This is a genomic window from Terriglobus roseus DSM 18391, from assembly GCF_000265425.1.
Lineage (GTDB): Bacteria > Acidobacteriota > Terriglobia > Terriglobales > Acidobacteriaceae > Terriglobus > Terriglobus roseus.
In genome coordinates this window covers 3,072,240-3,095,638 of sequence record NC_018014.1, presented here as the reverse complement: position 1 = coordinate 3,095,638, position 23,399 = coordinate 3,072,240, and the positions used below count along the sequence as shown (strand labels likewise).

Below are 23,399 nucleotides of genomic sequence, written 5' to 3'. Positions count from 1 at the left end.
TACTGTTACCTGGTTCGTTACGGGGTAATCCTGCGCGTTCCGCGCTGATCAATGTCGCTATTCTGGCTCAAAGTCGCGGTCATTCTCTACGGCGTCGCCTCACTGGCGGTGCTTCCGGCCGTTCTCTATGACCGGCCGCGCTGGCGCCTGCTTGCGGTGCCAGCCGCCGTCGCCGCATTGCTCTTCCACTTCGTCTCGGTGGCCGAGATGCTCAACGCCGCCCACCACTTCCTTCCGGTCAACGCCAGCGAGATCCAGGCAGTCCTCGGCCTCCTGCTCGCCGCAGCCTTCCTCGCGGTCTACGCACGCTATCGAACCCTGACGGTCGGAGTCGTTCTTCTGCCCGCCGTCTTCCTGCTCGGCCTGCTGCCCGCCTTCGCGCCCGGCCGCCGCCAGCTCGACGTTCCACTGCTCCACTCGGTCTGGCTATGGCTGCACATCGGCCTGCTCCTCGCGGCCTACGCGGCGCTCTCCGTCTCCGTGCTCGCCTCGGTTCTGTATCTCATTCAAGAGAAGCGCCTCAAGTCGCGCACCTCCGCCGGCATGCTCAGCAAGCTGCCGCCGCTTGAGACGACCGACCAGATCGCGCTCAAGTCGCTGCTGATCGGCCTGCCCTGCATGACCGCCGGCCTCCTCATCGGCACCACCCTCGCGCAGATGACCTACGGTGCCGCCTACTTCCGCGACCCCAAGGTCCTCCTCTCGTTCGCGATGTGGATCGCCTATGTCGCCATGATCGCCATTCGTCGCAGCAGCGGTCTGCGCGGACGCCGTGCCGTCTGGCTCAGCTCTTTCGTCTTCTTCATCATGCTGGCGGTGTGGTCGGCGGACACGGTCAGCAGCGTGCACCAGTTTGCGGGGCGCCCGTGAGTCTCTCGCTACTCGGCGTCAACCACAACTCAGCACCCATCGACGTTCGCGAACGGCTCGCCATCGCGCCCGGCCGCCTCGCCGACGCCACCCGCTCGCTCGTCCACCACCCCGGCGTCCGCGAAGGCCTCATCCTCTCCACCTGCAACCGCGTCGAGCTCCTCATGGAGCACGAGTCCGCCAGCGACCTCCGCAGCTTCCTCTCCGACTACTTCGCGGTCCCCACCGCCGTCCTCGCGCCGCACCTCTACGAGTTCCGCGAGCAGGAGGCCATCCGCCACCTCTTCCGCGTAGCCTCCTCCCTCGACAGCATGGTCGTCGGCGAACCCCAGATCCTGGGCCAGGTGAAGGAGAGCTACACCGTTGCGCGCGAAGTCGGCGCCGTCTCCTCCACACTCGAGCGCCTGCTGCAGTCCGCCTTCACCGTCGCGAAAAAAGTCCGCACCGAGACCGAGATCGGCTCCTCCTCCGTCTCCATCGCCTCCGTCGCAGCCGACCTCGCAAAGCAGATCTTCGGCTCACTCAAAGGCAAGCAGGTCCTGCTCGTTGGCGCGGGTAAGATGAGCGAGCTCGCCGCACGCCACCTCATCGCGCAGGGCGCCAGCTCCATCCTCGTCGCCAACCGCACACCCGAACGCGCGCAGCGACTGGCCGAGCAGTTCCACGGCCTCGCCGTCCCATTCGCTGACCTCCAGCAGCACGCGCCCAAGGCCGACATCATCGTCACCGGCACCGGCGCCCGCGAGCACCTCTTCAACGTCCGCGAGGCGCAGGCCATCCTCCACGCCCGCCGCGGCCGGCCCGTCTTCTTCATCGACATCGCTGTCCCGCGCGACGTCGATCCCGCCGTCAACGGCGTCGACGGCGCCTTTGTCTACTCCGTCGACGACCTGCAGCAGGTAGCCGCCAAGAACATGAACGCCCGCGCCGAAGAGGCCGCAGCTGCCGAGCAGATCGTCTCCGACGAGGTCGACCGCTTCGCCGCACGCCTCCAGACGCTCGACGCCATCCCCGGCATCCTTGCACTTCAGCAGCACGCCGAGCAGCTACGCCTTTCCGAACTCGACCGCGCCCGCGCAAAGCTGAACACCCTCACGCCCGAGCAGCAGGAAGCCGTGGACGCGCTCACCCGCTCCATGATGAACAAATTCCTGCACGCTCCCATGACCGGCATGCGCAGGAGCGCCAACGAGGGAGACTCCGCCACCCTCACCATCATCCAGCGCCTCTTCAGCCGCGATCGCTGATCCGCCACGTCAGACCTCTCCCCGGCCCAACCGTCCATCTCACAGAACGTGAGGTGGTTTTCATGGCAGCACACGACAACGACACACAAAAAGAACCACGCGGCCTCGGCGAACACACGCGCGGCCTGGCAAGCGAGTACGCTCACGAGCAGGGCTGGCAGCTAAATGAAGAGCAGCGCACCAGGCAGCCTGCCGGCAAGCAGAACACCGACGGTGGTACCGACTACGAGTACGGCGCACGCGACTTCGGCGATGAACCCGTCGACACCGCGCCCCTCGCATCCGAGGACAAAGTAGCAAAAGCACGCGAAGCACTCACAAAGGAGTAGCAATGGCGACCCTCAAAGAAGAGCAAAGCAAGATGCACGGCGACAAGCTGAGCGAAGCCGTCAAGGGCGGCCACGTCGATGCCGTACCCGGCGACGACAAGGCCCACGCCCACTCGCACGCAGCGCACCTCGCCGAAGAGGGCAAGGTGCACCTCGGTGCGGAGAACATCGGCAAGCAAGGCAGGGAAGCCGGCACCGAGGACCACCCGCCCCAGAACCCCACCCGCGACGGCAGAACCCACACGCGCCAGTAGCACCAACGCAGCACATAGAAGAGGCGGCCACCAGTGCCGCCTCTTCGCGTTACCGGCGCGATCTCGGAATCGGCAGCCCTGGCGACGGATGACGCGCAATCCGTCCATCCGGCGTCAGTTCATCCCTCCGGCTCTGCAGATCGTCCTTCTCCTGCGCAGCCTCGCTCTTCTTTCCGCCACCAAAATCCAAACCAAACTTCGGAGCACCTTCGGTCCCGGTAATCTTCACCGGTATCTCCGCGCCTGCACCGTGTTTGCTGAAGAACGGATCGGCCAGCTTCAGCAGGAAGCTCTTCCACCCGGTAGCAACCATCTGCGAAACAGTCGCCGCCGTCCGCACCTTGCCATGGAAGTCGAAGGTCTTCCCATCCAGCGAGTACACGCCATCCAGCGCAACCTGCGCACCCGGCAGCAGGTAGTTAAGCTGGCTAACCGTCATCTGCCCGCGACTCAGCACCAGCGAGCCGCTCATCTGCGAAGGCACATCCGAGGCCCCCGGCCTGGCATCCTTCGGATTCCCCTGCGCCCGCAGGCTCAGCATGTCCACCTTGTCCTGCACCTGCGGATTCGTAAATCGGATCTGCCGCAGTCTAAATCTGCCCTGCATCTCCAGCTTCTTCGTCACGCTCTCCCTGCCGTACGGCACGCGTAGATGCATCTTCATGCTGATGCCGCTCTGCATAAAAGGCGGCCGCGTCTTCACGGCAAGCTCCAGAAAATCCCGCAACCGCCCCGCAGGAATGTCTACATCCAGATCCGTGATGTGCCCCTTACCCTTCACATTCAGGATTGCGCCGGCACACGTAAACTCGCTGCCGCCCAGCTTCGCCTGCACCGACTGCAGATAGGTGTCGCCGTTCGTGCCGTCGATCACCGCACGGTAGTGTGTCGCCAGCGGCATCGGATGATTCGCCGTATCCAGTGAAAAGTCCGGCGTGGTCGTCGTGCCATCCGCCTCAATGCGGTTCAAACGGCCGTTGAAGCTGCCTGCCGACGACAGCGTGCCGCCCACTCCCTTGATGCTGTTCAGCTCCGCATGATCGAAGACGTAATCTCCCCGCACTGCTGACTCGCCGGGCTGCTCTGCGTTCCAGGGACCAAAGGCGCCGGATGCATGGATCTGTCCCCGCGGGAACGCGTTCATCAGCGTGGCCTCGTACTCCATCGGCTCACCCTCACCCACATGCCGCAGCCGAATGCGCTCCAGGGCAAAGCGTTTCGGATCCTTGTTCGCCTTCGCCGTGCCAATCACAAGTGTCGAGTTTTCCACCAGGATCTCGTCTGCGATCACCTCGATCTTGCCGCGCCTGCGTCTCGCAGGTGCATCGGCAACACGTTCCTGCCTCGGCGGAATGCGGATGGTCATGCCGGCCACGCGCACCGTGCCCACATGCATCGGCTTCACAAAGAGGCTGCGCAAGGGCGTGTGGAATTCAAACTGTCCCACCGTGATCAAGGGATCGTTCGCGCCCGCCGTCACCACGTCATCCTGCGAGTAGATACGCAGGCCGCTACCGGTGACCGCAAAGCCATGCAGCAGCGAGACGTCGAAGTAGTCGAGCTCCACACGACTGTGAAATCGTGTCTGCAAGGTCTCCACCACGCGTCCTCGCAGGATCGGCCCAGCCCGCCGGACCATCACCTCGCCGACCACCAGCAGCGTCAGCAGGCAGACCAACAGCCCAGCGCCGATCCACCACCACACACGTTTTCGCGGCACCGCGGACGTGCGGTTCGAGTGCATCCCGAAATCGTCTTTCCCATCCGCCAAGCATCACTCCCAACACCACACAGTCTGCAACAGAGAGCAAACTGTTGAGCAACTTCACCTGCAACTCGGACGATGCAACCCGCCTTACGTCAACGCGGCTGTGAATCGCGGCTGGGCATCCCGCGAAGAGCGCAGTATGATGGCCGCATGCATCTTCGCATAGGATCGCGCGGCTCGCGGCTGGCGCTCTGGCAATCGAATCACATCGCTGCACATCTGCGCGCGCTCGGCCACACTGCGGAAGTCACCATCATCCGCACCACCGGCGACCGCCTGCAAGACCCGGCATTCGCCGCCACCGTGCTCGGTCCGGACGGCAGGATCCCGGCGAACATCGATGGCAAGGGCATCTTCATCAAGGAAATTGAGGAAGCACTTGAGGCGGGCACCATCGACCTCGCCGTGCACTCCCTCAAGGACCTTCCGACGCAACTGGATGCGCGCTTCACGCTCGCCGCCATCCCGGAGCGTGCGGACCCACGCGACGTCCTCCTCGTGCCGGAGTGGCTGCAGATTCATACGCTGCCCGCGAACGCACGCATCGGCACCACGTCGCCGCGCCGCATCGCGCAACTGCGCGCACTCAATCCTGAATTTCAATTCGTCGCCATCCGCGGCAACATCGACACACGCATCCGCAAGCTCGGTCGCGGCGACTGCGACGCACTCGTGCTCGCCGCCGCGGGGCTCGACCGCCTTGGGCCTCGCCTGCTCAAGCCCGTCGAACTCGACCCGCAGCACCCGGAGTACGGCCGCACGCCACATATCGAATGCATCACGCATCCAGAGCACGATCACCTCGGCGAGCACTTCGATGCCAAGGGCCATGAGCACGGGGAAGAACTGCCCGGCCAGGCCGACTGGATCCGCCAGCGATTCGATCCGGAGATGATGTGCCCGGCTCCCGGCCAGGGCGCACTCGCAATCGAGACCCGTGCAAACGATGCGGCAACCATCGCCGCCATCCAACCACTCGACAACGCCGAAACTCGTTACGCAGTCGAGGCGGAGCGTTGGCTCCTCCACGCACTCGGCGGCGGATGCGCACTCCCTGTGGGCGCGCTCTGCACCCATGCCGACGGCGGCGCCACGTTGCTTGCAACGGTGGTCTCTCCCGATGGAGACGCCATGGCAAACGTCATGCTGTTTGCAACCCCCGGCGAGTCGGCTGAGAACTTCGGCACACGCGCTGCAAACGATCTCATCGCGCAAGGAGCGCGGGAGCTGCTGGCGGGAGAATTCGCCACGGCGGACGCGGAGTAACTCTTGGCAGCTCGGGTTCTTGTCACACGCGCCCCCCATCAGGCGTCCGCCCTCGGCGACGCTCTGATCGCGCATGGCCTGCGCGTCGTATCCATCCCAACCATTGCACTCACGCCACCCGCGGACGACTACGCCACGCTCGACCGCGAACTCACGCAACTCGACGAGTACGACTGGATCCTCTTCACCTCCGCCAACGCGGTCGCCGTCTTCGCAGAACGGCTTGAGGATCAGGCGGTCCCATTGAGCTGCGGCATCGCCAGCATCGGCGCAGCCACCACCAAAGCCCTTCGCGAAGCAGGCTTTCCGGTCCGCCTCCAGGCGCAGACCGCCATCGCGGAATCGCTGGCGAAATCCCTCCTGCCGCACGCAAAGGGATCGAAGATGCTACTCGTCCGCGCAGAGCAGGGTCGGGATATCCTCATCGAAACACTCACAGCAGCCGGCGCCGAAGTAACGCTGGCACCCGCCTACCGCAGCGTCATCCCCATGGAATCGGTAGACCGCCTCAAGCGCGAACTGCCCAACGTCCACGCCATCACCTTCACAAGCTCCTCCGCCGTCCAGAACCTCTTCGCGCTGCTCGATGCGGCGAAGGTTGGCCTCCCGCCCAGCGTTGTACTCGCCTCGATCGGCCCGATTACAACGGCAACACTGCAGGAACTAGGCCACAAAGCTACGATCGAAGCCCGCGACGCCAGCGTCGCTGCGCTCGCCGTGGCAGTAGCAACGGCCCTCCGAAACCAGGCATAGCTCCACAAGCTGTCAAGGTCCCGGGACCGGCGATGTAACTCATTCCAATCAAGATAAAGTTGGCGGGTAATTAGCCTGAATCCGCTAAGCTTGAAGTAGTCCTACAAATCACGACGGAAACGCTTGCCATCCCGCAGCGAAGCGGAGGATCTCCAGTTGCTGCATCCGTCAATCCGATGCCAGCGACACAAAGGTCCGTCCGTTTGCGCAAATCACGAAGCCAGAAGCAAGAGGCGGGAACCAGTGACCCTAACCCCTTTAGAATCTAATTTTTGCCCGTAACCCTTTTAGAATCTGATTTTTGCGGATACCGCCTCCGCTAACTCCTTTAGAATCTAATTTTTGCAAAAATGCGGGGGGGGGAGGGTCCCAGGAACTAGTGCGTACTCCAGGTCTTGTCGCTCGAGTTACAAACCGTCTCCAGCGAACAATCCACGCACTTTGGCTTGCGAGCCTCGCAGATCTGGCGGCCATGATGGATCAGCCGGTGCGAGAAGTTGATCCACTCCGTCTGCGGAATGATCTGCATCAGGTCGCGCTCGACCTTCACGGGATCGTCGTTCAACGTGAGTTCCAGTCGTCGCGAGAGACGAAGAACATGCGTATCCACGACCACACCGGAAGCGATGCCATACCAACTGCCAAGCACCACGTTCGACGTCTTACGTGCCGCGCCCGGAATGCGCAGCATCTCGTCCATCGTCTGCGGAATCTGTCCGCCGAACTCTTCGGTAACAACCTTCGCCGCACCGACCAGCGACTTCGCCTTCATACGGAAGAACGACAGGGAACTGAGGATCGGCTGCAGCTCCTCAGGCGTCGCGTGTGCCATCGCCTTCGGCGTCGGATACGCGTGGAACAACGCGGGAGTCACCATGTTCACGCGGGCATCCGTGCACTGCGCCGAGAGGATCGTCGCAACCGTGAGCTCCCACGCGTTGCTGTGGTGTAGCGCGCATACCGCGTCCGGATAGGTCTTCGCCAGCGCATCGATGATCGCAGCAATGCGCTCCGGCGCCAGCGGCTTCTTCGTCCTGCCGACAGCCTTCTTCGTCGCAACAGGCTCCGACGCAGCAATCTGCCGCGCACGGATACCCTTCGCCGCTGCAGGCGAGACAGCTTTCTTCGCAGGCAGCGGCTTCGCCGGTTTGACGACCTTCGCCATTAGCCCAGGCGATCCAGCATGTCGGCAGGCGTGACGCGTACGCACGAGAAGATCGGGAAGTCCTTCAGCGTGTACATGCTGATCTCGGTCTCGCGGAGCTGCTGCACCAGGTCGACGAAGTCCTCAGGGAAGTTGGTCTCGAACGCGACCACAAACTCCTGATCGTCGATGCCGAACGAGTACGTCGTGTTCAGCTTCACGCGCGGGTAAGCAAGGCCAACGCGGATGTGCTCTTCCATCAGCCGGCGACGCTCTTCCAGCGACAGCAGATACCACGGACGCGTCTTCCAGAACGGATAAACGAAGATGTACTTGTGGCCGCCGGGACGGATCGCGCCGCGACCCTCGCCTTCGCTCTCGTCCTCGCGGTCGATCTGGTACTGCGAACGCTTCGTCATGGACAGGAAGCTGTGCGGCGTCTCCAGGTAGCCACCCAGCGGCGAAGCCAGCAGCTCGCTGCGCATGCGGTTCATCTCCTCAACGGAGTAGCAGATCGACCAGACGCACATGTCGACATCGCCGCGCGTTCCGACCGTCGAATAGGTCAGCGTCAGGAACTCGCCGGGCTTGTTCCACCGCTCGATCACCTCGATGAAGGCAGCCTTCATCGCAGCCTTCTCGGCTGCAGGCAGGCGCTTCCACTCGGGCAGGACCTTATAGAAGGAGAAGGCAACGATCTGCCGCTTCACCGGCGGTCCGCCATGAGCCGCGGGTGCAGCACCATAGCTGCTCGCGGGACGTCCGCCCGTGACTGCGGGCGCAGCCGTAACAGGTGTAACGGTGTGTGCGGCGTTGGTCGGGGTCTCGGGCGCGGTTACTGTCTCAGCCATACCTCCAAGGATATCAGCGGCCGCATGACAGCGCGTAGGCACGAGCCACATCCTTCACCGAAGCACAGGCCCACGCCGGGTATACTCACCGTGGCTCCCCAAACAAAATGACTGAAAAAATCATCGATTTTCTACTGCCATACGTCACGCACCTGATCTCAGCCATCGGCTACCCCGGCGTCGCGCTGCTCATGGCGATTGAATCCGCGTGCATTCCGCTTCCAAGCGAAATCATCATGCCCTTCGCAGGCTTCGTCGTCGACCAGGGCAAGATGAACCTCTACGCCGCCGCAACCGCCGGCGCACTCGGCTGCAACATCGGCTCGGTCATCGCCTACTGGATCGGCGCGCACGGCGGTCGTCCGCTGGTGGAGAAGTTCGGCCGCTACGTACTCATGAGCCGCAAGGACCTCGACCGCGTCGATCACTACTTCCAGAAGTACGGCGACATCACAGTCCTCATCGGCCGTCTGCTACCAGTCGTGCGCACCTTCATCGCACTACCCGCAGGCATCGCCCGCATGCCGCAGCTGCGCTTCCACATCTACACGTTCCTCGGTTCGTGGCCGTGGTGCTTTGCTCTGGCGTACGTCGGCATGAAGGCTGGCGCAAGCTGGAACGATCCGCACAGCCCGCTGAAGAAGATCCTGCACAAGGCCGATGCTGCCATCATCGCGCTCGTCCTCATCGGCATCGTCTGGTTCGTCTGGAGTCACCTGAAGAACCGCAACGAAGAGTCTGCAGCGTAATAGCGTCACAGGTGGACGCGCGGCACGTCAGAATGTGGAGCCAACAACCAGGCCTACCGCGCAGGCGGCAGCGGCGGAGCTTCTGAGGTGGCAACGACTCGAAACTTCGCGCTGATGTTTTTTGCGTCGACGTTGTGCGCTGGTTCCGTAAAAGCACAATATCCACGCGACGATTCGCCGCGCGCCCTGACTCCGTGTTGTTCCCGGCGATCGGGTGAAATTCGGCGTATCCCGCGATGGCAAAGTCTGCCGGCGAGATCAAGCTGCAGCGCATCAGCACTTCCGCAATTGCTGCGGCGCGAGCCGTCGACAGCTCCCAGTTGCTTCGGAACTGCGCTGTGTGGATGGGCCGATTGTCCGTGTGACCCTCCACGCGAAGCGCCCTTCGCGGTAACGACGCGGCGAGCTTGTTCAGGATCGGCTGAACCGATGGCTTCACCTCCGCAGAGCCTGAGTCAAAGAAGCCCGCGCTGTCGAGGGACAGCGTGATGCCGTCCTCGGCATCACGCATCTTGACCAGGTGCTGTTGCAACGCAGGCGCAATGGACGCTTCGATCGCCCTCTTCTCCGCGTCACCATCGCTTCGCTCGGTGCTGACTAAAGCGGTTTCGATAGGCAGTTCCAACGGCATCGGATCGCCGCTGGAGGTCCCGGCGCCTGGTGCAAGCGGCGGCGTTGCAGCGTGTGAATCGAAGATCGCCTTTTGTTGGAAAGCTGTCTGCATAGCGGCAGCCATCTTCGACGACTTTTTCTTGTCGCTGACGCTCGACGCAAACATGACCACGAAAAATGCGAAGAGCAATGTCAGCAGGTCCGCCCAGGAGACGAGCCAGCGCTCATGGTTGACGTGTTCCGCGTGCTTCTTCTTGCCCATCGCTACGTCTTCGCCTCCGCTCTGGGGTTCGTGAGGAATGTTTTAATTTGGTCTCGATCATCCGCGGATTCAGGCCTTCCAGGATGCTGATGACGCCTTCGAGCATCATTTCCTGCATCATGACGTGCTGTTTGTGGCGAATCTTCAGCTTGCCCGCTGCTGGGAGGCAGAACAGGTTTGCCAACGCAACGCCGTAGATGGTCGCTACGAAGGCGACCGCGATGCCTTTGCCGACCTCATCAATGTTGTCGAGGTGCTGCATGACTTGGATCAGTCCGAGCACAGCGCCGATGATGCCGACAGTTGGTGCGAAGGCGCCGGCTGACTCCAGCACCTGAGGGACCTTTTCGTCCATCTCACTCTTGTTGTCGATCTCGAGCTGCAGGATCTTGCGGACCTCGCCGGACTCCGTGCCATCCACTGCCAGCATCAAGCCCTGCTTCAGGAAGGGATCGTGCACACTTGCGAGATCGCCATCCAGCGAGACGATGCCGCTCTTACGCGCCTTGTTTGCGAACTCGACGAGCTGCTTTAGAACGGCCTCTTCGTCATGATCCTTGTGCAGGAAGACACCGAGGATGCCCTTGGCGGAGGCGAGCAAGACGTTCAGCGGAAACTGCACGCTGATGGCGCCGATTGTGCCGCCAATCACGATGATGGCTGCGGTCAGTTGTGTGATCTGGGCGATGCTGCCGCCCTCCATCATCATGGCGCCGAGGATGGCGACCAAGGCGATCACGATGCCACCGATGCTTGCGAGGTCCATGGTTCTCTCCGTGTCCTGGGCGGCTAGTCGTTGGAGTGAAGTTCGATTTCGTGGGCGATGCTGGCGGAGTTGTGCGCTGTGATAGCGCTTGCCGCTGACGGCCAGGCTTCTGAGAGCACCTGTGCGCGGTAGTGCAGCGTGCGTTTCAGCACGTCATCGCAGCTTTCGAGCACGACGAGTTTTTCGCCGGTGACGAGCGTCAGCGTTGTGTCAGGGATGGATTCTGCGTGTTTTATTAGGTCGCTGTTTACGAGTAGCTTGTGTCCGTTTAGGCGGGTCAGTTCGATCATGGCCTGTTTGCTCCACTGGCCTTATCGGCTGGTGGTTCAGGAGAATGAGGAAGTTAGTCGCGGACTGCGTGGAAGCGCAGGCGGACGTAGTCCGCCCACCATTGGCCGCTGTTGTCGCAGAGCATTGGCCTAAGTAAATCAGTGACTTCCGAGACTGCTGGCTCCCGGGCGGCTTCGGGCAGACGGGCCAGGACGCCGCTGCGGAAGGTGCGCAGCCACTCCTCCATGCCTGCTTTCACGAGGGTTGGGCGGGGTACGAGGGCCATGGTGACGATGCGGAATCCGTTGGATTCGAGCAGCGTGCGGTAGTCCATTTCGGAGGGATAAAACGATCCTCCGAGCTCTTCTGCGTCAAGATTGAATCGTCTCAGTACGGCGAGTAGTGCTGTTCGTATGGAAGCGATGTTTCCGAGGCCTCCCATCTCGGCGACGAAGCGTCCGCCGGGTTTGAGCGCGCGGTGGATTCCCTGGAGGACGCTTGTCTGGTCCGTGACCCAGTGGAGGGCAGCGTTGGAGAAGACGGCGTCGAACTCGCTCTGGAAGGGGAGTGAGCGCATGTCAGCTTCGACGGTCTTCAGGCCGCGCTCGCGGGCGGCAGCGAGCATGGATGTGTCGGCGTCGCAGCCGGTGACGTTTGCGCCGGTAGCTGCGATGCGTTCGGTTAACGCACCGTCGCCGCAACCGAGGTCGAGGATGGCTTCGCCTGGCTTTGCATCCAACATGGAGAGCACTTCACCGGCCAGGTTGGCGACGAAGCGGCCGTTGGCCGCATATCGGGCAGCGTCCCAGGTTTGCGTACGTTCTGTTTGCGTCGTGTGCTCGGTCTGTGGTGTGCTGGCCATGCGATTGATTGTTCGCTGCCGCGGGCGGTGTTGCAATGATCATAAGAACTTTGCACAGGGTCATAAGAGGGTACGGAACGACATGCCGAAGTCTGCACTGGAATTCGCTGAGAGTAACAAGGCGAATGCGCTCGCTGAGTTGAAGGATTTTCTGCGCATCCCATCGATCTCCACATTGCCGGAGCATACGGGTGATGTGCGTCGCGCTGCGCAGTTCGTTGCGGACGAGCTGAAGCGCATCGGGATGGAGAATGTCCGGCTGATCGAGACGCAGGGGCATCCGCTGGTTTATGCCGATCACCTACACGCTGCGGGTAAGCCGACGATCCTTTGCTACGGCCATTACGATGTGCAGCCGCCCGATCCGCTGGATGAGTGGCTGACGCCGCCCTTCGAACCGACGGAGCGCGATGGGAATATCTATGCGCGTGGCGCTGTGGATGACAAGGGCCAACTGTGGATGGAAGTGAAGGCTCTTGAGGCTCTGTTGCAGGCCGGACCGCTGCCGGTGAACATCCGCTTCCTGGCTGAGGGTGAGGAAGAGGTTGGTGGCGAGGGTATCGCTGCCTATCTGAAGGAACATCCCGAAGAGCTGAAGTGCGACGTTGCGCTGGTGTGCGACACGGAGCTGTTTGCGCCCGATCTGCCGACGCTGTGTGTCGGTCTGCGCGGCATGATCTACACGGAGATCGAGGTGCGCGGTGCCCGCACCGATCTGCACAGCGGCATGTATGGCGGCGCTGCGCCGAACCCATTCGTCGCGCTGTCGCAGGTGATTGCCAAGCTGAAGGACGAGGATGGCCGCATCCTGATTCCGGGTATCTATGACGGCATCGATGCGCCGACGGCGGCGGAGCTGGCGGCGTGGAAGTCGCTGCCGTTCGACGAAGAGCACTACCGCGAGACAGAGGTAGGCAGCAGCGTTCTGACGGGCGAACCCGGCTATTCGGTGCTGGAGCGGACGTGGGCCCGGCCGACTCTGGACGTGCACGGCATGCCCGGTGGCTTTACCAGTGCGGGTGCGAAGACGGTGATCCCGGCGAAGGCTTTGGCCAAGGTTTCGTTGCGGCTTGTGCCCGGTATGACACCTGCGGATACCTTCGAGAAGTTGAAGGGCTACGTGGCAAGCATCGCGCCGAAGGGAGTGTCCATCGAAGTCCGTATGATCCATTCTGGGGAACCGATCGTGGTCGGTACCGACAACCGCTTTGTTCAGGCTGCGACGGATGCGATGCGCGCAGTCTTTGCGAAGGAGACGGTGTTTGTGCGTGGCGGCGGGTCGATTCCGGTGGTGGGTGACTTTGCGCGGCAGTTGAAGGTGCCGACAGTCATGATGGGGTTTGGCCTGCCGGATGACAATCTGCACGCGCCAAATGAGAAGTTCAACCTAAGTAATTTTTACCGCGGGACGGAGTCGATTGTCCGGTTCTTCGCATTGTTGGGCGCATGATTCGTACGTATGTATTAGCCGGCGGCGAGAGTTCGCGCATGCAGCGCGAACCTGGTTCGCACGCAATTGATAAAGCATTACTGCGCATGGGCGACGAGACGTTGCTGGAGCGCGCTCTGCGCATTGTGCACGATGCTGTTCCCGGCAGTGACCCTGCCATTCTGTGTGGCACGCCGGAACGCTGCGAGCGCCTGAGCGCCTATGGCCGCACGGTGCCTGACGTGACCTGTGGTTGTGGTCCAGTGGGCGCGCTGGATGCGGCGCTGCAGGATGCGGAGGGTGCGGAGTATGTCTTGCTGCATCCGATCGATCTACCGCTGCTGCCGGCTTCGCTGCTAATCCGCTTTGTCGCAACTGCAATTGCCTCTGGCGCTGCGGTGGCACATATGGTGACGGAGGGTTTTGCGCAGCCGCTGCCGTTGCTGATCCGAGCCGATGCTCGCGAGGTAGTGCGGACCGCATTGAAGAATGGGGCGTTGAAGCTGCAGCCGGTGCTGCACGCCGTTGCGGATCATCCCTGCATGCTGGGGGAGGATGGCAAGTCGATCTGTACGTTTGAGGTCTCTTCGCTGGTGTCGCCGGTTACGGCTTCGCGCGCTTTCGTGAACGTGAATACGCCCGCTGATCTCGAGATTGCCCGTGATCTAGCGGGAGTTCCGACCGAAATGGCGGGAGGCGCATCGAATTAGCATGCCCGACGAGACACTTGAAGATCACAACAAGTTGCAGCAGCAGGACCAGGTGCTCGCCAACGAAGAATCTGCCACGCAGGACATACCGCTGACCGCCGACGAGCAGGCGACCGAGGAGATGCTGAACAAGCCTCTCGTCGATGAGGTCTCAGAGGATGTTGCGGAAGAGGTCGGCGACTTCTTCGAGCAGTCGAAGGAGCAGAACGAAGTCTCCCACGAGGACAGCCAGAAGCCTTACATCTCGTTCGAGCATGTGTTCAAGTCGTTTGGTGACTTCAAGGTGCTGGAGGATGTGAGCTTCTTTGTGAAGCCGGGCGAGACACTTTGCATTCTTGGGCGGTCGGGTGTGGGCAAGTCCGTGTCGCTGCAGATGCTGATGGGTTTTCTGAAGCCGGACAAGGGCAAGGTCTGCGTTGCCAACGAGGATATCTGCGCCTTCAACGAAAAAGAGATGCAGCCGATCCGCCGCAAGGTGACGATGGTGTTCCAGAACGGTGCGCTCTTCGATTCGATCTCGGTCGGCGAGAACGTCGCATTCCCGTTGCGGGAAAAGGGTGAGCTGGAAGAAGAACAGATACGCCAGGTGGTGAAGGGCCTGCTGGAGATGGTGGGTGTGGCCGGCATGGATGACCTGTTGCCGAGCGATCTTTCGACCGGCATGAAGCGTTCGGTTGCGATTGCGCGCGCGCTGGCTGCGCGAGCCGGAGGCTGTGCTGTACGACGAGCCGACGACGATGGTGGATCCGTTGATGGCGCACCTGCTGGGCGACCTGATTGAGCGGTTGAAGCGGCAGTTGCACCTGACAAGCATTGTTGTGACGCATGACATGCGGTTTGCGAAGAAGCTGGCGGATCGGCTGCTGTTCCTGCATGAAGGGACTGCGCGGTTCTTCGGTACGCTGGCCGAATTGGAGAAGATCGACGATCCGATCCTGCGCGATTTTATGGCGCTGGATGAGTTGGTGCTGCCGCAGTAGAGCAGGGAGTAGGGAATAGGGATCCGTCTGCGGGTTATGCTGGGTGCACTCACTCTATGTGCGCCCGCTTTTCTTTGGGCCGAAGGACGACCTTCATGACCAGGCATTCTCGTTGGGCAGCGGCAGTCCTTGCCGTTGTGACTGTTGCTGTTCCTGTCTATGCGCAGGAAAAGGGCAATGCGCCCTCACGTCCGACGGACAGTAACATGATTCCGCAGACGTTTACGCCGCCGAAGGCTGCGGCGGTGATCGACGCGCCGAAGGTGGCGTTCGATTACGAGAAGCGCGTGGTCATGATTCCGATGCGGGACGGAACGAAGCTCTACACAGTGATCGTCGTTCCCAAGGGCGTGAAGAATGCGCCGATGCTGCTGACGCGCACCTGCTATAATGCCGCGGCACGCGCGCATGCTGCGCGTGATCCGAAGGCTGCATTGATGGCGGCTTCGACCGGGCGCAGTGCTGCTGCTCCTTTTCCCGCGCCTGGCCGTGGCGCCGTGAAGCCGGATGCGCCGCACATGATCGACGAGTTGAACCTGAGCGATGAAGTGTATGTGCGCGATGGATACATTCGCGTCTACCAGGATGTGCGCGGCAAGTATGGGTCGGAAGGTGCTTACCTGATGACGCCGCCTCCGGTGGGACCGTGGAATCCGACGGGTGCGGATGACACGATGGACGCGTATGACACGATCGACTGGCTGGTGAAAAACACGCCCGAGTCGAACGGCCGTGTGGGCATGACCGGATCTTCGTATGAGGGCTTCACGGTTGTGATGGCATTGCTGCATCCGCATCCTGCGTTGAAGGCTGCCGTGCCGGAGAGCCCGATGGTCGATGGATGGATGGGTGATGACTGGTTCCAGTACGGTGCGTTCCGTCAGCCGAATCTCGACTACTTCATCTCGCAGACGACGGCACGCGGTGCGGGTGTGCGTGTGTCGCGCGAAGGCCGCGATGAGTACACCAACTTCCTGAAGATGGGCTCTGCGGGCGACATGGCGCGGGCGATGGGCGAGGAGCAACTGCCGTTCTGGAAGATGGTGGAGGCGCATCCGGCGTACGACGCCTACTGGCAGTCGCAGGCACTGGACAAGCTGATCGCAAAGACCGACCTGACGGTGCCGACGATGTGGCTGCAGGGGCTGTGGGACCAGGAAGACATGTATGGAGCGAACCACAGCTATGCTGCGTGGGAGCCGAAGGATACGAACAACAACATGAACTTCCTGGTGATGGGACCGTGGTTTCACAGCCAGGTGAATCGGGAAGGGCACCAGCTTGGGCCTCTGATCTGGGATACCGATACGACGGCGACTTATCTGCAAAACGTTCAGTTGCCGTTCTTCAACCAATACCTGCGTGAGGGTGCGCCAAAGGCGGATACGCCGCCGGTTTATATCTACAACACGGGCGAAGATCACTGGGACAAGTTTGCAAAGTGGCCGCTGAGTTGTGAGAGCGGCTGCGATGCGACGGCGAAGCCGATGTACCTGCAGGCGGGTGGCAAGCTGGGCTTCGATGCACCAAAGAGCAGTGGTGAGAAGTTCGACGAATTTGTGTCGGACCCGGCGAAGCCTGTGCCGTTTTCTCCACGGCCGTATACGGGTGAGAACTGGCGGACGTGGCTGGTTACCGATCAGCGATTTGTCGATGGGCGTCCGGATGTGATGACTTACACGACCGACCTGTTGAAGGAGCCGGTGCGTGTGAGCGGTGTGCCGAAGGTGAACCTGGTGGCGTCGACGTCGGGCACCGATAGCGATTGGGTTGTGAAGTTGATCGATGTGTTTCCGGATGGACATGCCGAGGCGATGGGCGGCTATGAGTTACCGATTGCGCTGGATATCTTCCGCGGACGTTATCGCACGAGCTTTGAAAAGCCCGAGGCTCTGAAGTCGAACGAGGCGCTGACGTACAAGTGGGATATGCCGAATGTGAACCATGTCTTCCAGCCGGGTCACCGGATCATGGTGCAGGTGCAGAGTTCGCTGTTCCCGCTGTATGACCGGAATCCGCAGAAGTTTGTGCCGAACATCTTTAATGCGAAACCGGCGGACTACGAGCGGGCGACGCAGCGGATCTACCATGAGGGGCCCCGTGCCAGCTTCATCAGCCTGCCGGTGGTGCCGGTCACTGCGACGCCATAGCGGATGTTGAATGAAGCGGAAGGTAATGGGCCGGCTGCTTGCCGGCCCATTGCTTTTCCTGTTGAGGGGCGGCGCAAGTGGCTTTCTGTCAGTTGTTTAGAGGGAGAGGGGTGGTGGAGGCCTGGGCGCTCCTAAATTCATTTCAACTATCTGTTGACAATGATTACCTCATCGATATATTTTGGTGTTGAACACACCGAGGGACGCCTCAAACAGTGTATAACCGACGACCCAATCAAGGAGTTCAACCTATGCGCTCGATCCTCGCCGCCGCCGCTCTGCTCGTTGCCCCCGTCATGATGCCTGCACAGGCTCTGCATTCGAATGTTTCGCACCTGGTTGCGTCCGTCGATGCTCCCGCGTTTGCCTTCCAGGCGAGTGCTGTGAAGGCTGCCACGCCCCGCATCTACACCGGCCTGAAGGCGCCGGTACGTCTGAGCGCTCTGAAGGTTGCTGCATCGCCCGCCGTGTCTGGCGAGGTGGTTGTGGAGTACACGGTCGACACGGCCGGCGTACCGCAGAACGTCCATGTTGTGAAGTCGCTCGACAACGCAACGAACGAGCGTGTTGTGGAAGCTGTGAACAAGGTCCGCTACACCCCCGGTACGCTGAATGGCACTGCGGTTGACGTTCCTGTCACGCTGCACGTCGCAATCAACAACTAAGCATTCTTCATCACGCAGCACAGAGCAGACCCTTACGTCGGTGGGTCAGCTTTCGAAGGGCCGCCCAGTCGTGGGCGGCCCTTGTACGTTTGCGTTGCTTTCTGCCTGCGCGGCTTAGTGCGTTGTTGTGTGTAGCAGGGGCGAGACGTGCCTGGCATGGGCGAGGGTGAAGACCGGGCAGGGCGCGAGGATGACGACGCGGGAGGTCCTTCGCAGCGGGAGATGCGATGCGAAGCTGGAGCGCCGGTTGACTCCGAGGACGATGGCAGAGGCATGGACCTCGCGTGCGTATTCGACGATGGCCTTGCTGACGTCTTTGGCGAAGACGGCATGCGACGAGGGTTGTAGTGCTTCCTTGCCGGATGTTATCTGCAGATCGGCTAGCGCTGTCTGCATGATCTTTGCGACGATGTGGTTCTTTGTGTCGATGGATGACTTCGGCAGGACGTGGATTGCGTGAAGCGGCACCTGCTGCTGGTGCGAGAGGAATGCTGCGTAGGCCATGGACTCTTCGACTCCTTCATGGAAGTCGGTGGCATAGACGATGGGACCGGCGTCGAGTTCGGGCGATGGCGGTAGAAAGCCGGGGCCGACCGTCATGACGGGGCAGTCTGCGTTACGGATGATGGCTTCGGCGGTGGAGCCCATCAGGAGCCGGTCGAAGCCACGGCGACCCTGTGTTCCGACGACGACGAGGTCGGGGCTCTCCTCGCGAATGGCTTGAAGGACGACGGTGGTGATGTGGCCGTCGAGGAAGATGGGCTTTACTGCGACGGTGGGTGTTTGCAGTTGCTGCGCCAGGGACTCCAGTTCGTGGCGGCGTTGCAGACCGAGCAAGGCGAGCTCCTTGTCTGCATCGGGCCACTCGGAGAGGTCGTCGTGCTCCAGGATGTAGAGGAGGCTTAGCTGCGCACCGTGATGCAAGCAGAGGCGATGCGCCTGTTCGACGGCTTTGGCGGATGCGTCGGAGAAGTCAGTGCAAGCCAATACGCGCTTGAACTGAAGTGCGGGCGCCGCGAGGTTAACTGGAGAATGAGTCTCCGCAGAGAGAATACTTGGCTGCACGGAAATGGAACTCACGGTGCACCTCCACGTTGAACCTAGCTTCTTTGTGCGGGATGGCCTGTGATGCGCGTCACGCCCGCAGATGCTCTGCGTCACCGCGTCGAGGATGTGGGTGCGGGAAGCTGGATGCGCGGGGGCGAGCGATGAAGGATAAGGTTCGAGGGTTTTGGATGTTGACGCTGGTACGTGGATGTCTTGCGGTGCTGACCGGGTGCCTGGTGATGGTGACGACGGATATGGACCGGAGCATCCTGCTGGTGTCAGTGGGCGTGGCCATTGCTGTGACGGCTCTGGCCTTGTATGGGATTGTGGATAGCATTCTGCTGCTGGCCAGTGGATTTGACTATCCGCATCGTTGGCCGAAGCGGGTGATGCAGATCCAGGGTGTTGTGGGCATTGTGATTGGCGGCTTGTTGCTGACGCTGTTCTTCGATCATGCTGGCGTGGAGTGGTTTCTGCCGATGGCAGCGCTGCAGGCACTTAGTGCGGCGGTTGGGGAATTTGTGTTGTTGAAACATACGCGGGCACAGCGGTGGGCTGTCTGGGATTTTGCGGGTGCGTTTGTTGCGACTTGTTTTGCGGTGGTCTATGCCACGATTCGGATTCGCGCGGGCGCTGGGTTTTCACCTGCGGAGTTGGCGACTGCGATCTATCTTTACCTGCTCTGCTTTGGTGCTGCGCAGGCGGCGACTGCGGTGAGGATGTTGCGGTCGAAGGTGTTGCCGTTGGACGGTCATAGCACAACTCGTGGCATGGAGCTGGCGTCTGCGCCCAAGGTTCCTTAGTCAGTTCACTTTGCGCTGACGTTTGACGTTGACATGATGTAGCGTTTTGCGAGCTCGACGCATAGCAGATAGGAGACGGTTGCTGCCGCCAGGAAGGCGAAGTAAGTCAGCGGCAACCTGGTGAAGGCTAGATCTGCTGCGAAGCGGGAGTAGGGCAGCCAGAATCCTACTGCGACGATAAAGATCACAGATAAGAGAAGACCTGTGCTGGGGCGACTGCGGAATGGCGATCGTACGGTGCGGATGACGAGCAACACCAAGGTCTGTGTGGCGAGCGATTCTACGAACCATCCGGTATGGAACTCTGCGGGACCTGCGCGGAAGAAGTGAAGCAGGACGTAGAAGGTAAGGAAGTCGAAGATGGAGCTGATCGGTCCGACGAGGACCATGAAGCGACGGATGATGGCGATGTCCCACTTCTGTGGCTTGGAAAAGTATTCTGCGTCGACGCGGTCGGTCGGGATGGTTAGTTGCGAGAGATCGTAGAGGAAGTTGTTCAGTAGCACCTGTGCCGGCAGCATGGGCAGAAATGGCAGGGCGACTGCCGCGACGGCCATGCTGAGTACGTTTCCGAAGTTGGAGCTTGTCCCCATCAGCAGATACTTCATGACGTTGCCGAAGGCGCGCCGGCCTTCGAGGATGCCCTCATGCAAGACGGCAAGGCCTGGCTGCAGGAGGACGACGTCCGCGGCGTCCTGCGCGACATCGACGGCACCGGGTGCTGCGATGCCGACATCGGCCGCGTGGAGTGAGGGGGCGTCGTTGATGCCGTCACCCATGAAGCCGACGGTATGACCTCTTCTGCGGAGGGCTGTGAGGATGCGCAGTTTCTGCGGAGGTGAGACGCGTGCGAATACATTTGCACGTTCGGCTACCTGTGTGAGCGCGTTGTCACTCATTAGTTCGAGTTCGGTGCCGAGGACGATCTCTGCGACTGGAAGACCGGCTTGCGCACAGATGTGTGCTGCGACGAGTTCGTTGTCGCCGGTGAGGATTTTGATGGAAACACCATCTCCCTGAAGGCGTGCGATGGTCTCGGCGGCATCGGGCAGGATGGTGTCGGCAAAGGAGAGGAAGCCGTTGAGTGTGAGCACGCTTTCATCGGCGAGCTTGTATTGCGGCTGTACCGGAAGTGTTCTGGTTGCGACAGCGAGGACGCGATAGCCGAGGGTGCTTTGGGCGGTGTAGTAGGCCTTCGCGCGGGAGAGCGCTTCGGCGGTCATCGCAAGCACTTTATCGCCGGATGTGAAGGATGTGAGGAGAGGGAAGATGCCTTCGGGGGAGCCCTTGCAGATGAGGGTGCGCTGTCCTGCATGGTCAACAATGACGGAGAGGCGGCGGCGCTGGAAGTCGAAGGGCAGTTCGTCGATCTTTGTCGCAGTTGGTGGTGTTGGATTGCCGGCGAGGATGGCTTTGTCGAGTGGGCTCCGGATGCCCGCCTGCAAACTGCTGTTGATGAGTGCGAGATCCTGCGGGGCGCTGGAGGCGGTTCCGTCGGGTGATGCGCTGACGACCAGCGACATGGTGCCCGCGGTCAGGGTGCCTGTCTTGTCGGAGCAGAGGACATCGATGCTGCCGAGATTTTGAATTGCCGGAAGATGTTTCACGACGACATGCTTGCGCGCCATCGCTACCGCTCCGCGGGAGAGCGTGACGGAGGTGATCATGGGGAGAAATTCCGGCGTGAGTCCGACGGCCAGCGCAACTGCAAACAACAGTGACTCGATGGGAGGCCGGTGCATGGCGAGATTAGCAGCGAGCACCAGCAGGACCATGACGAAGACGATGCGGGCGATCATGTAGCTGAAGCGCTTGATGCCGAGGTCGAAGGCTGTCTCAGGAGGTTTTGCCGCGAGGTGTGCCACGATGTCGCCGAAGGCGGTCGACCTTCCTGTTGCCGTGACGATTGCCGTTCCCGTGCCGCTTACGACGGATGTGCCCAGGAAGATCATGTTGACGGCATCTGCGGAGCTTGATGCTGCGTCGGACGTGGCTCGCTTTTCTACGGAAGTCGATTCCCCTGTGAGCATGGCCTGGAGCAGGGCGAGATCCCGTGACTGTGCGAGGCGTGCGTCGGCGGGAACGAGGTCGCCGGCGGAGAGGCGGATGACGTCGCCGGGAACGATCTGCGACCGAGGAATCTCCCGCCAGGTGCCGTCGCGCTTTGCGGTGGCAGTTGCCGCGACAGTCGCCCGCAGTCGTTCGATCGTGATGCGTGCGTGGTAGGTCTGCGCGAAGTCGATGCCGCCGCCGATCAGCACAATGGCCGTAATGAGGATGGCATCGAAGCGCTCGCCGATGGTGAGTGAGATGGCAGCCGCGACGAGCAACACGACGGAGAGTGGGTTGAAGAGAAGCAACACCTGATCGAGCCAGGGTGTCTTGCCCTGCTTCGATGCGGATTCATTGAGGCCGAACTGATTGAGGCGTTGCGCAGCCTCTTGCGTGGTGAGACCAAGGAGCGTGCCGTCCTGCGAGGCTGCATCGATGTCCGCGATGATGACTGGCATGGTGCGGCTCTCCTTCAAGGAACGATGACTGCGGAACCGACGACGTCTTCGTCCTTGATGGCTGCGAGTGCCTCATTGGCTTGTTCGAGTGAGAAGACCTTGATGGCGGGTGTGATTCGAATCTTCTCCGCGATGCTCATGAAGTCTTTTGCATCCTGCCGGGTCATGTTGGCGACGCTTCGAATCTGTCGTTCGTGCCAGAGGATGGTGTCGTAGTCGAAGGCGGGCATCTGATCGAGATGAATGGCGTTGATGGAGAGGATGCCGCCTTTGTCGAGCGACTTGAGGCCGGCGAGGACGACGCTGCCAACCGGCGCGAAGATAACGGCTGCATCGAGAGGCGTGGGCGGTAGATCGAAGGCGTCGCCAACCCATGTGGCGCCCATGGCCGCGGCTTCCTGACGATGGCGTTCGCCGCGTGTTGCGACGTAGACTTCACACCCCCACATGTGAAGGACGGGCATGACCAAGCGTGCCGACGCACCGAAGCCGAAGATGCCTACCTTCTGACCGGGCTTGACCTCGGCCACACGCAAGCTGCGGAAGCCGATCATGCCTGCACAGAGGAGCGGCGCAGCGATTTGCGGAGGGAGGGCGGTCGTAAGTGGGATCAGGAAATCCGTGCGGGCAGTTACATATTCGGCATAGCCACCATCACGCGAATAACCGGTGAAGGCGATGGCGTCGCAGAGGTTCTCTCTGTTGCTTTTGCAGAACTTACAGGTGCCGTCTGTTCCGCCCATCCATGAGACACCGACGCGATCACCCACTTGAAACTGGCTGCTGGATGTCGTGACGACTTCGCCGACGATCTGATGACCAGGGATGACAGAAGGTAGATGAAATGGGAGATCGCCTTCCACGATATGCAGGTCTGTTCGACAGACACCGCAGGCCAGGACCTTAAGGAGACTCTCGCCCTCGGCCGGTGTGGGCACCGGCCTTTCTTCGATGGTGAGAGGGGGCGCGCCGTCGTGACGTGTTCCGTGGAAGACTGCGGCGCGCATGGTGGTCGGGATCATGGTCTTCCTTCTTGTGTCGCTGGAGGCTATGGGGCGGTGTTGTGCGTTACCTGATGAGCTGTCGCTAGCTGCGCGTTCGT

22 protein-coding genes and 1 pseudogene are annotated in these 23,399 nt (G+C 61.3%); 13 read left to right on the top strand and 10 right to left on the bottom strand.

What is annotated here, in order from left to right:
- The first annotated feature begins 51 nt into the window (after positions 1-51).
- The 4 genes from ccsA to TERRO_RS12670 all read left to right on the top strand — a co-directional run bounded on the left by ccsA (position 52) and on the right by TERRO_RS12670 (position 2,700).
- Positions 52-870, top strand: a complete 819-nt coding sequence (ccsA, locus tag TERRO_RS12685) for a cytochrome c biogenesis protein CcsA (protein ID WP_014786053.1) — start codon at positions 52-54, stop codon at positions 868-870.
- Positions 867-2,117, top strand: a complete 1,251-nt coding sequence (gene hemA / locus TERRO_RS12680) for a glutamyl-tRNA reductase (protein ID WP_014786052.1) — start codon at positions 867-869, stop codon at positions 2,115-2,117. Before ccsA ends, hemA begins: the two co-directional genes overlap by 4 nt.
- Positions 2,118-2,179: 62 nt before the next feature.
- Entirely contained in the window at positions 2,180-2,446 is a 267-nt protein-coding gene (locus TERRO_RS12675; protein ID WP_014786051.1) for a hypothetical protein, read from the top strand.
- A 2-nt stretch (positions 2,447-2,448) separates the two neighbouring features.
- Positions 2,449-2,700 carry a hypothetical protein gene (locus tag TERRO_RS12670; RefSeq protein WP_014786050.1) on the top strand — a complete coding sequence of 84 codons (252 nt, stop codon included), beginning with the start codon at positions 2,449-2,451 and terminating at the stop codon, positions 2,698-2,700.
- Between the two features lie 49 nt (positions 2,701-2,749).
- Here TERRO_RS12670 and TERRO_RS12665 read toward each other — a convergent pair whose 3' ends face one another.
- Positions 2,750-4,444 carry an AsmA family protein gene (locus TERRO_RS12665; protein ID WP_157178334.1) on the bottom strand — a complete coding sequence of 565 codons (1,695 nt, stop codon included), beginning with the start codon at positions 4,442-4,444 and terminating at the stop codon, positions 2,750-2,752.
- A gap of 174 nt (positions 4,445-4,618) precedes the next feature.
- Between TERRO_RS12665 and hemC the strand changes: the two genes are divergently transcribed.
- Positions 4,619-5,734, top strand: a complete 1,116-nt coding sequence (gene hemC, locus TERRO_RS12660; protein ID WP_014786048.1) for a hydroxymethylbilane synthase — start codon at positions 4,619-4,621, stop codon at positions 5,732-5,734.
- A 3-nt stretch (positions 5,735-5,737) separates the two neighbouring features.
- Positions 5,738-6,487, top strand: coding sequence for a uroporphyrinogen-III synthase (locus TERRO_RS12655; protein WP_014786177.1), 750 nt, complete (start codon positions 5,738-5,740; stop codon positions 6,485-6,487).
- A 376-nt stretch (positions 6,488-6,863) separates the two neighbouring features.
- Here the strand turns inward: TERRO_RS12655 and nth are convergent, their stop codons facing one another.
- Positions 6,864-7,652 carry an endonuclease III gene (nth, locus tag TERRO_RS12650; protein ID WP_014786046.1) on the bottom strand — a complete coding sequence of 263 codons (789 nt, stop codon included), beginning with the start codon at positions 7,650-7,652 and terminating at the stop codon, positions 6,864-6,866.
- Positions 7,652-8,482 carry a chlorite dismutase family protein gene (locus TERRO_RS12645; RefSeq protein WP_014786045.1) on the bottom strand — a complete coding sequence of 277 codons (831 nt, stop codon included), beginning with the start codon at positions 8,480-8,482 and terminating at the stop codon, positions 7,652-7,654. The genes nth and TERRO_RS12645 overlap by 1 nt, the downstream gene beginning before the upstream one ends.
- Before the next feature lie 107 nt (positions 8,483-8,589).
- Between TERRO_RS12645 and TERRO_RS12640 the strand changes: the two genes are divergently transcribed.
- Entirely contained in the window at positions 8,590-9,231 is a 642-nt protein-coding gene (locus TERRO_RS12640) for a DedA family protein (RefSeq protein WP_014786044.1), read from the top strand.
- Here the strand turns inward: TERRO_RS12640 and TERRO_RS12635 are convergent.
- Genes TERRO_RS12635 through TERRO_RS12620 form a run of 4 tightly spaced genes read right to left on the bottom strand, consistent with a single transcriptional unit; the run spans position 9,167 to position 12,003 of the window.
- Complete coding sequence (locus TERRO_RS12635) at positions 9,167-10,105, bottom strand: flagellar motor protein MotB (RefSeq protein ID WP_014786043.1); 939 nt, start codon at positions 10,103-10,105, stop codon at positions 9,167-9,169. The two genes, TERRO_RS12640 and TERRO_RS12635, sit on opposite strands and share 65 nt — an antisense overlap.
- Entirely contained in the window at positions 10,068-10,871 is an 804-nt protein-coding gene (locus TERRO_RS12630) for a flagellar motor protein (RefSeq protein ID WP_014786042.1), read from the bottom strand. Before TERRO_RS12630 ends, TERRO_RS12635 begins: the two co-directional genes overlap by 38 nt.
- A 23-nt stretch (positions 10,872-10,894) precedes the next feature.
- Positions 10,895-11,161 carry a flagellar FlbD family protein gene (locus TERRO_RS12625; RefSeq protein ID WP_014786041.1) on the bottom strand — a complete coding sequence of 89 codons (267 nt, stop codon included), beginning with the start codon at positions 11,159-11,161 and terminating at the stop codon, positions 10,895-10,897.
- Positions 11,162-11,214: 53 nt separating this feature from the next.
- Positions 11,215-12,003, bottom strand: a complete 789-nt coding sequence (locus tag TERRO_RS12620; protein WP_014786040.1) for a class I SAM-dependent methyltransferase — start codon at positions 12,001-12,003, stop codon at positions 11,215-11,217.
- Positions 12,004-12,085: 82 nt separating this feature from the next.
- On the opposite strand from TERRO_RS12620, the gene TERRO_RS12615 reads away from it, so the two are divergent.
- The 5 genes and pseudogenes from TERRO_RS12615 (at position 12,086) to TERRO_RS12595 (ending at position 17,937) form a co-directional block, all read left to right on the top strand.
- On the top strand, positions 12,086-13,453 hold the full coding sequence (locus TERRO_RS12615) for a dipeptidase (RefSeq protein WP_014786039.1): 1,368 nt from the start codon (positions 12,086-12,088) through the stop codon (positions 13,451-13,453).
- Complete coding sequence (gene mobA, locus TERRO_RS12610; RefSeq protein ID WP_014786038.1) at positions 13,450-14,142, top strand: molybdenum cofactor guanylyltransferase; 693 nt, start codon at positions 13,450-13,452, stop codon at positions 14,140-14,142. Before TERRO_RS12615 ends, mobA begins: the two co-directional genes overlap by 4 nt.
- Before the next feature lies 1 nt (position 14,143).
- Positions 14,144-15,122: pseudogene (locus TERRO_RS12605) on the top strand (ABC transporter ATP-binding protein).
- 95 nt (positions 15,123-15,217) lie between these two features.
- Positions 15,218-17,272, top strand: a complete 2,055-nt coding sequence (locus tag TERRO_RS12600; protein ID WP_014786036.1) for a CocE/NonD family hydrolase — start codon at positions 15,218-15,220, stop codon at positions 17,270-17,272.
- A 251-nt stretch (positions 17,273-17,523) separates the two neighbouring features.
- Positions 17,524-17,937, top strand: coding sequence for a TonB family protein (locus TERRO_RS12595; RefSeq protein WP_014786035.1), 414 nt, complete (start codon positions 17,524-17,526; stop codon positions 17,935-17,937).
- A 114-nt stretch (positions 17,938-18,051) separates the two neighbouring features.
- Here TERRO_RS12595 and TERRO_RS12590 read toward each other — a convergent pair whose 3' ends face one another.
- Positions 18,052-19,017, bottom strand: coding sequence for a universal stress protein (locus tag TERRO_RS12590; protein ID WP_014786034.1), 966 nt, complete (start codon positions 19,015-19,017; stop codon positions 18,052-18,054).
- Positions 19,018-19,172: 155 nt separating this feature from the next.
- On the opposite strand from TERRO_RS12590, the gene TERRO_RS23415 reads away from it, so the two are divergent.
- Positions 19,173-19,787, top strand: coding sequence for a hypothetical protein (locus tag TERRO_RS23415; RefSeq protein ID WP_014786176.1), 615 nt, complete (start codon positions 19,173-19,175; stop codon positions 19,785-19,787).
- A gap of 5 nt (positions 19,788-19,792) precedes the next feature.
- Here the strand turns inward: TERRO_RS23415 and mgtA are convergent, their stop codons facing one another.
- Together mgtA and TERRO_RS12575 are read right to left on the bottom strand one after the other, a co-directional pair.
- Entirely contained in the window at positions 19,793-22,297 is a 2,505-nt protein-coding gene (gene mgtA / locus TERRO_RS12580; RefSeq protein ID WP_014786032.1) for a magnesium-translocating P-type ATPase, read from the bottom strand.
- Positions 22,298-22,311: 14 nt separating this feature from the next.
- Entirely contained in the window at positions 22,312-23,319 is a 1,008-nt protein-coding gene (locus TERRO_RS12575) for a zinc-dependent alcohol dehydrogenase family protein (protein WP_014786031.1), read from the bottom strand.
- Between the last annotated feature and the right edge of the window lie 80 nt (positions 23,320-23,399).

What these genes read in the sequence shown, in the direction of transcription:
- TERRO_RS12665 (WP_157178334.1), bottom strand. Translation starts at nt 4,444, where the DNA reads ATGCACTCGAACCGCACGTCCGCGGTGCCGCGAAAACGTGTGTGGTGG.
- TERRO_RS23415 (WP_014786176.1), top strand. Translation starts at nt 19,173, where the DNA reads ATGTTGACGCTGGTACGTGGATGTCTTGCGGTGCTGACCGGGTGCCTG.
- ccsA (WP_014786053.1), top strand. Translation starts at nt 52, where the DNA reads ATGTCGCTATTCTGGCTCAAAGTCGCGGTCATTCTCTACGGCGTCGCC.
- TERRO_RS12640 (WP_014786044.1), top strand. Translation starts at nt 8,590, where the DNA reads ATGACTGAAAAAATCATCGATTTTCTACTGCCATACGTCACGCACCTG.
- TERRO_RS12670 (WP_014786050.1), top strand. Translation starts at nt 2,449, where the DNA reads ATGGCGACCCTCAAAGAAGAGCAAAGCAAGATGCACGGCGACAAGCTG.
- TERRO_RS12645 (WP_014786045.1), bottom strand. Translation starts at nt 8,482, where the DNA reads ATGGCTGAGACAGTAACCGCGCCCGAGACCCCGACCAACGCCGCACAC.
- TERRO_RS12635 (WP_014786043.1), bottom strand. Translation starts at nt 10,105, where the DNA reads ATGGGCAAGAAGAAGCACGCGGAACACGTCAACCATGAGCGCTGGCTC.
- mobA (WP_014786038.1), top strand. Translation starts at nt 13,450, where the DNA reads ATGATTCGTACGTATGTATTAGCCGGCGGCGAGAGTTCGCGCATGCAG.
- hemC (WP_014786048.1), top strand. Translation starts at nt 4,619, where the DNA reads ATGCATCTTCGCATAGGATCGCGCGGCTCGCGGCTGGCGCTCTGGCAA.
- TERRO_RS12575 (WP_014786031.1), bottom strand. Translation starts at nt 23,319, where the DNA reads ATGATCCCGACCACCATGCGCGCCGCAGTCTTCCACGGAACACGTCAC.
- mgtA (WP_014786032.1), bottom strand. Translation starts at nt 22,297, where the DNA reads ATGCCAGTCATCATCGCGGACATCGATGCAGCCTCGCAGGACGGCACG.
- TERRO_RS12600 (WP_014786036.1), top strand. Translation starts at nt 15,218, where the DNA reads ATGACCAGGCATTCTCGTTGGGCAGCGGCAGTCCTTGCCGTTGTGACT.
- TERRO_RS12595 (WP_014786035.1), top strand. Translation starts at nt 17,524, where the DNA reads ATGCGCTCGATCCTCGCCGCCGCCGCTCTGCTCGTTGCCCCCGTCATG.
- TERRO_RS12675 (WP_014786051.1), top strand. Translation starts at nt 2,180, where the DNA reads ATGGCAGCACACGACAACGACACACAAAAAGAACCACGCGGCCTCGGC.
- TERRO_RS12615 (WP_014786039.1), top strand. Translation starts at nt 12,086, where the DNA reads ATGCCGAAGTCTGCACTGGAATTCGCTGAGAGTAACAAGGCGAATGCG.
- TERRO_RS12620 (WP_014786040.1), bottom strand. Translation starts at nt 12,003, where the DNA reads ATGGCCAGCACACCACAGACCGAGCACACGACGCAAACAGAACGTACG.
- nth (WP_014786046.1), bottom strand. Translation starts at nt 7,652, where the DNA reads ATGGCGAAGGTCGTCAAACCGGCGAAGCCGCTGCCTGCGAAGAAAGCT.
- TERRO_RS12630 (WP_014786042.1), bottom strand. Translation starts at nt 10,871, where the DNA reads ATGGACCTCGCAAGCATCGGTGGCATCGTGATCGCCTTGGTCGCCATC.
- TERRO_RS12625 (WP_014786041.1), bottom strand. Translation starts at nt 11,161, where the DNA reads ATGATCGAACTGACCCGCCTAAACGGACACAAGCTACTCGTAAACAGC.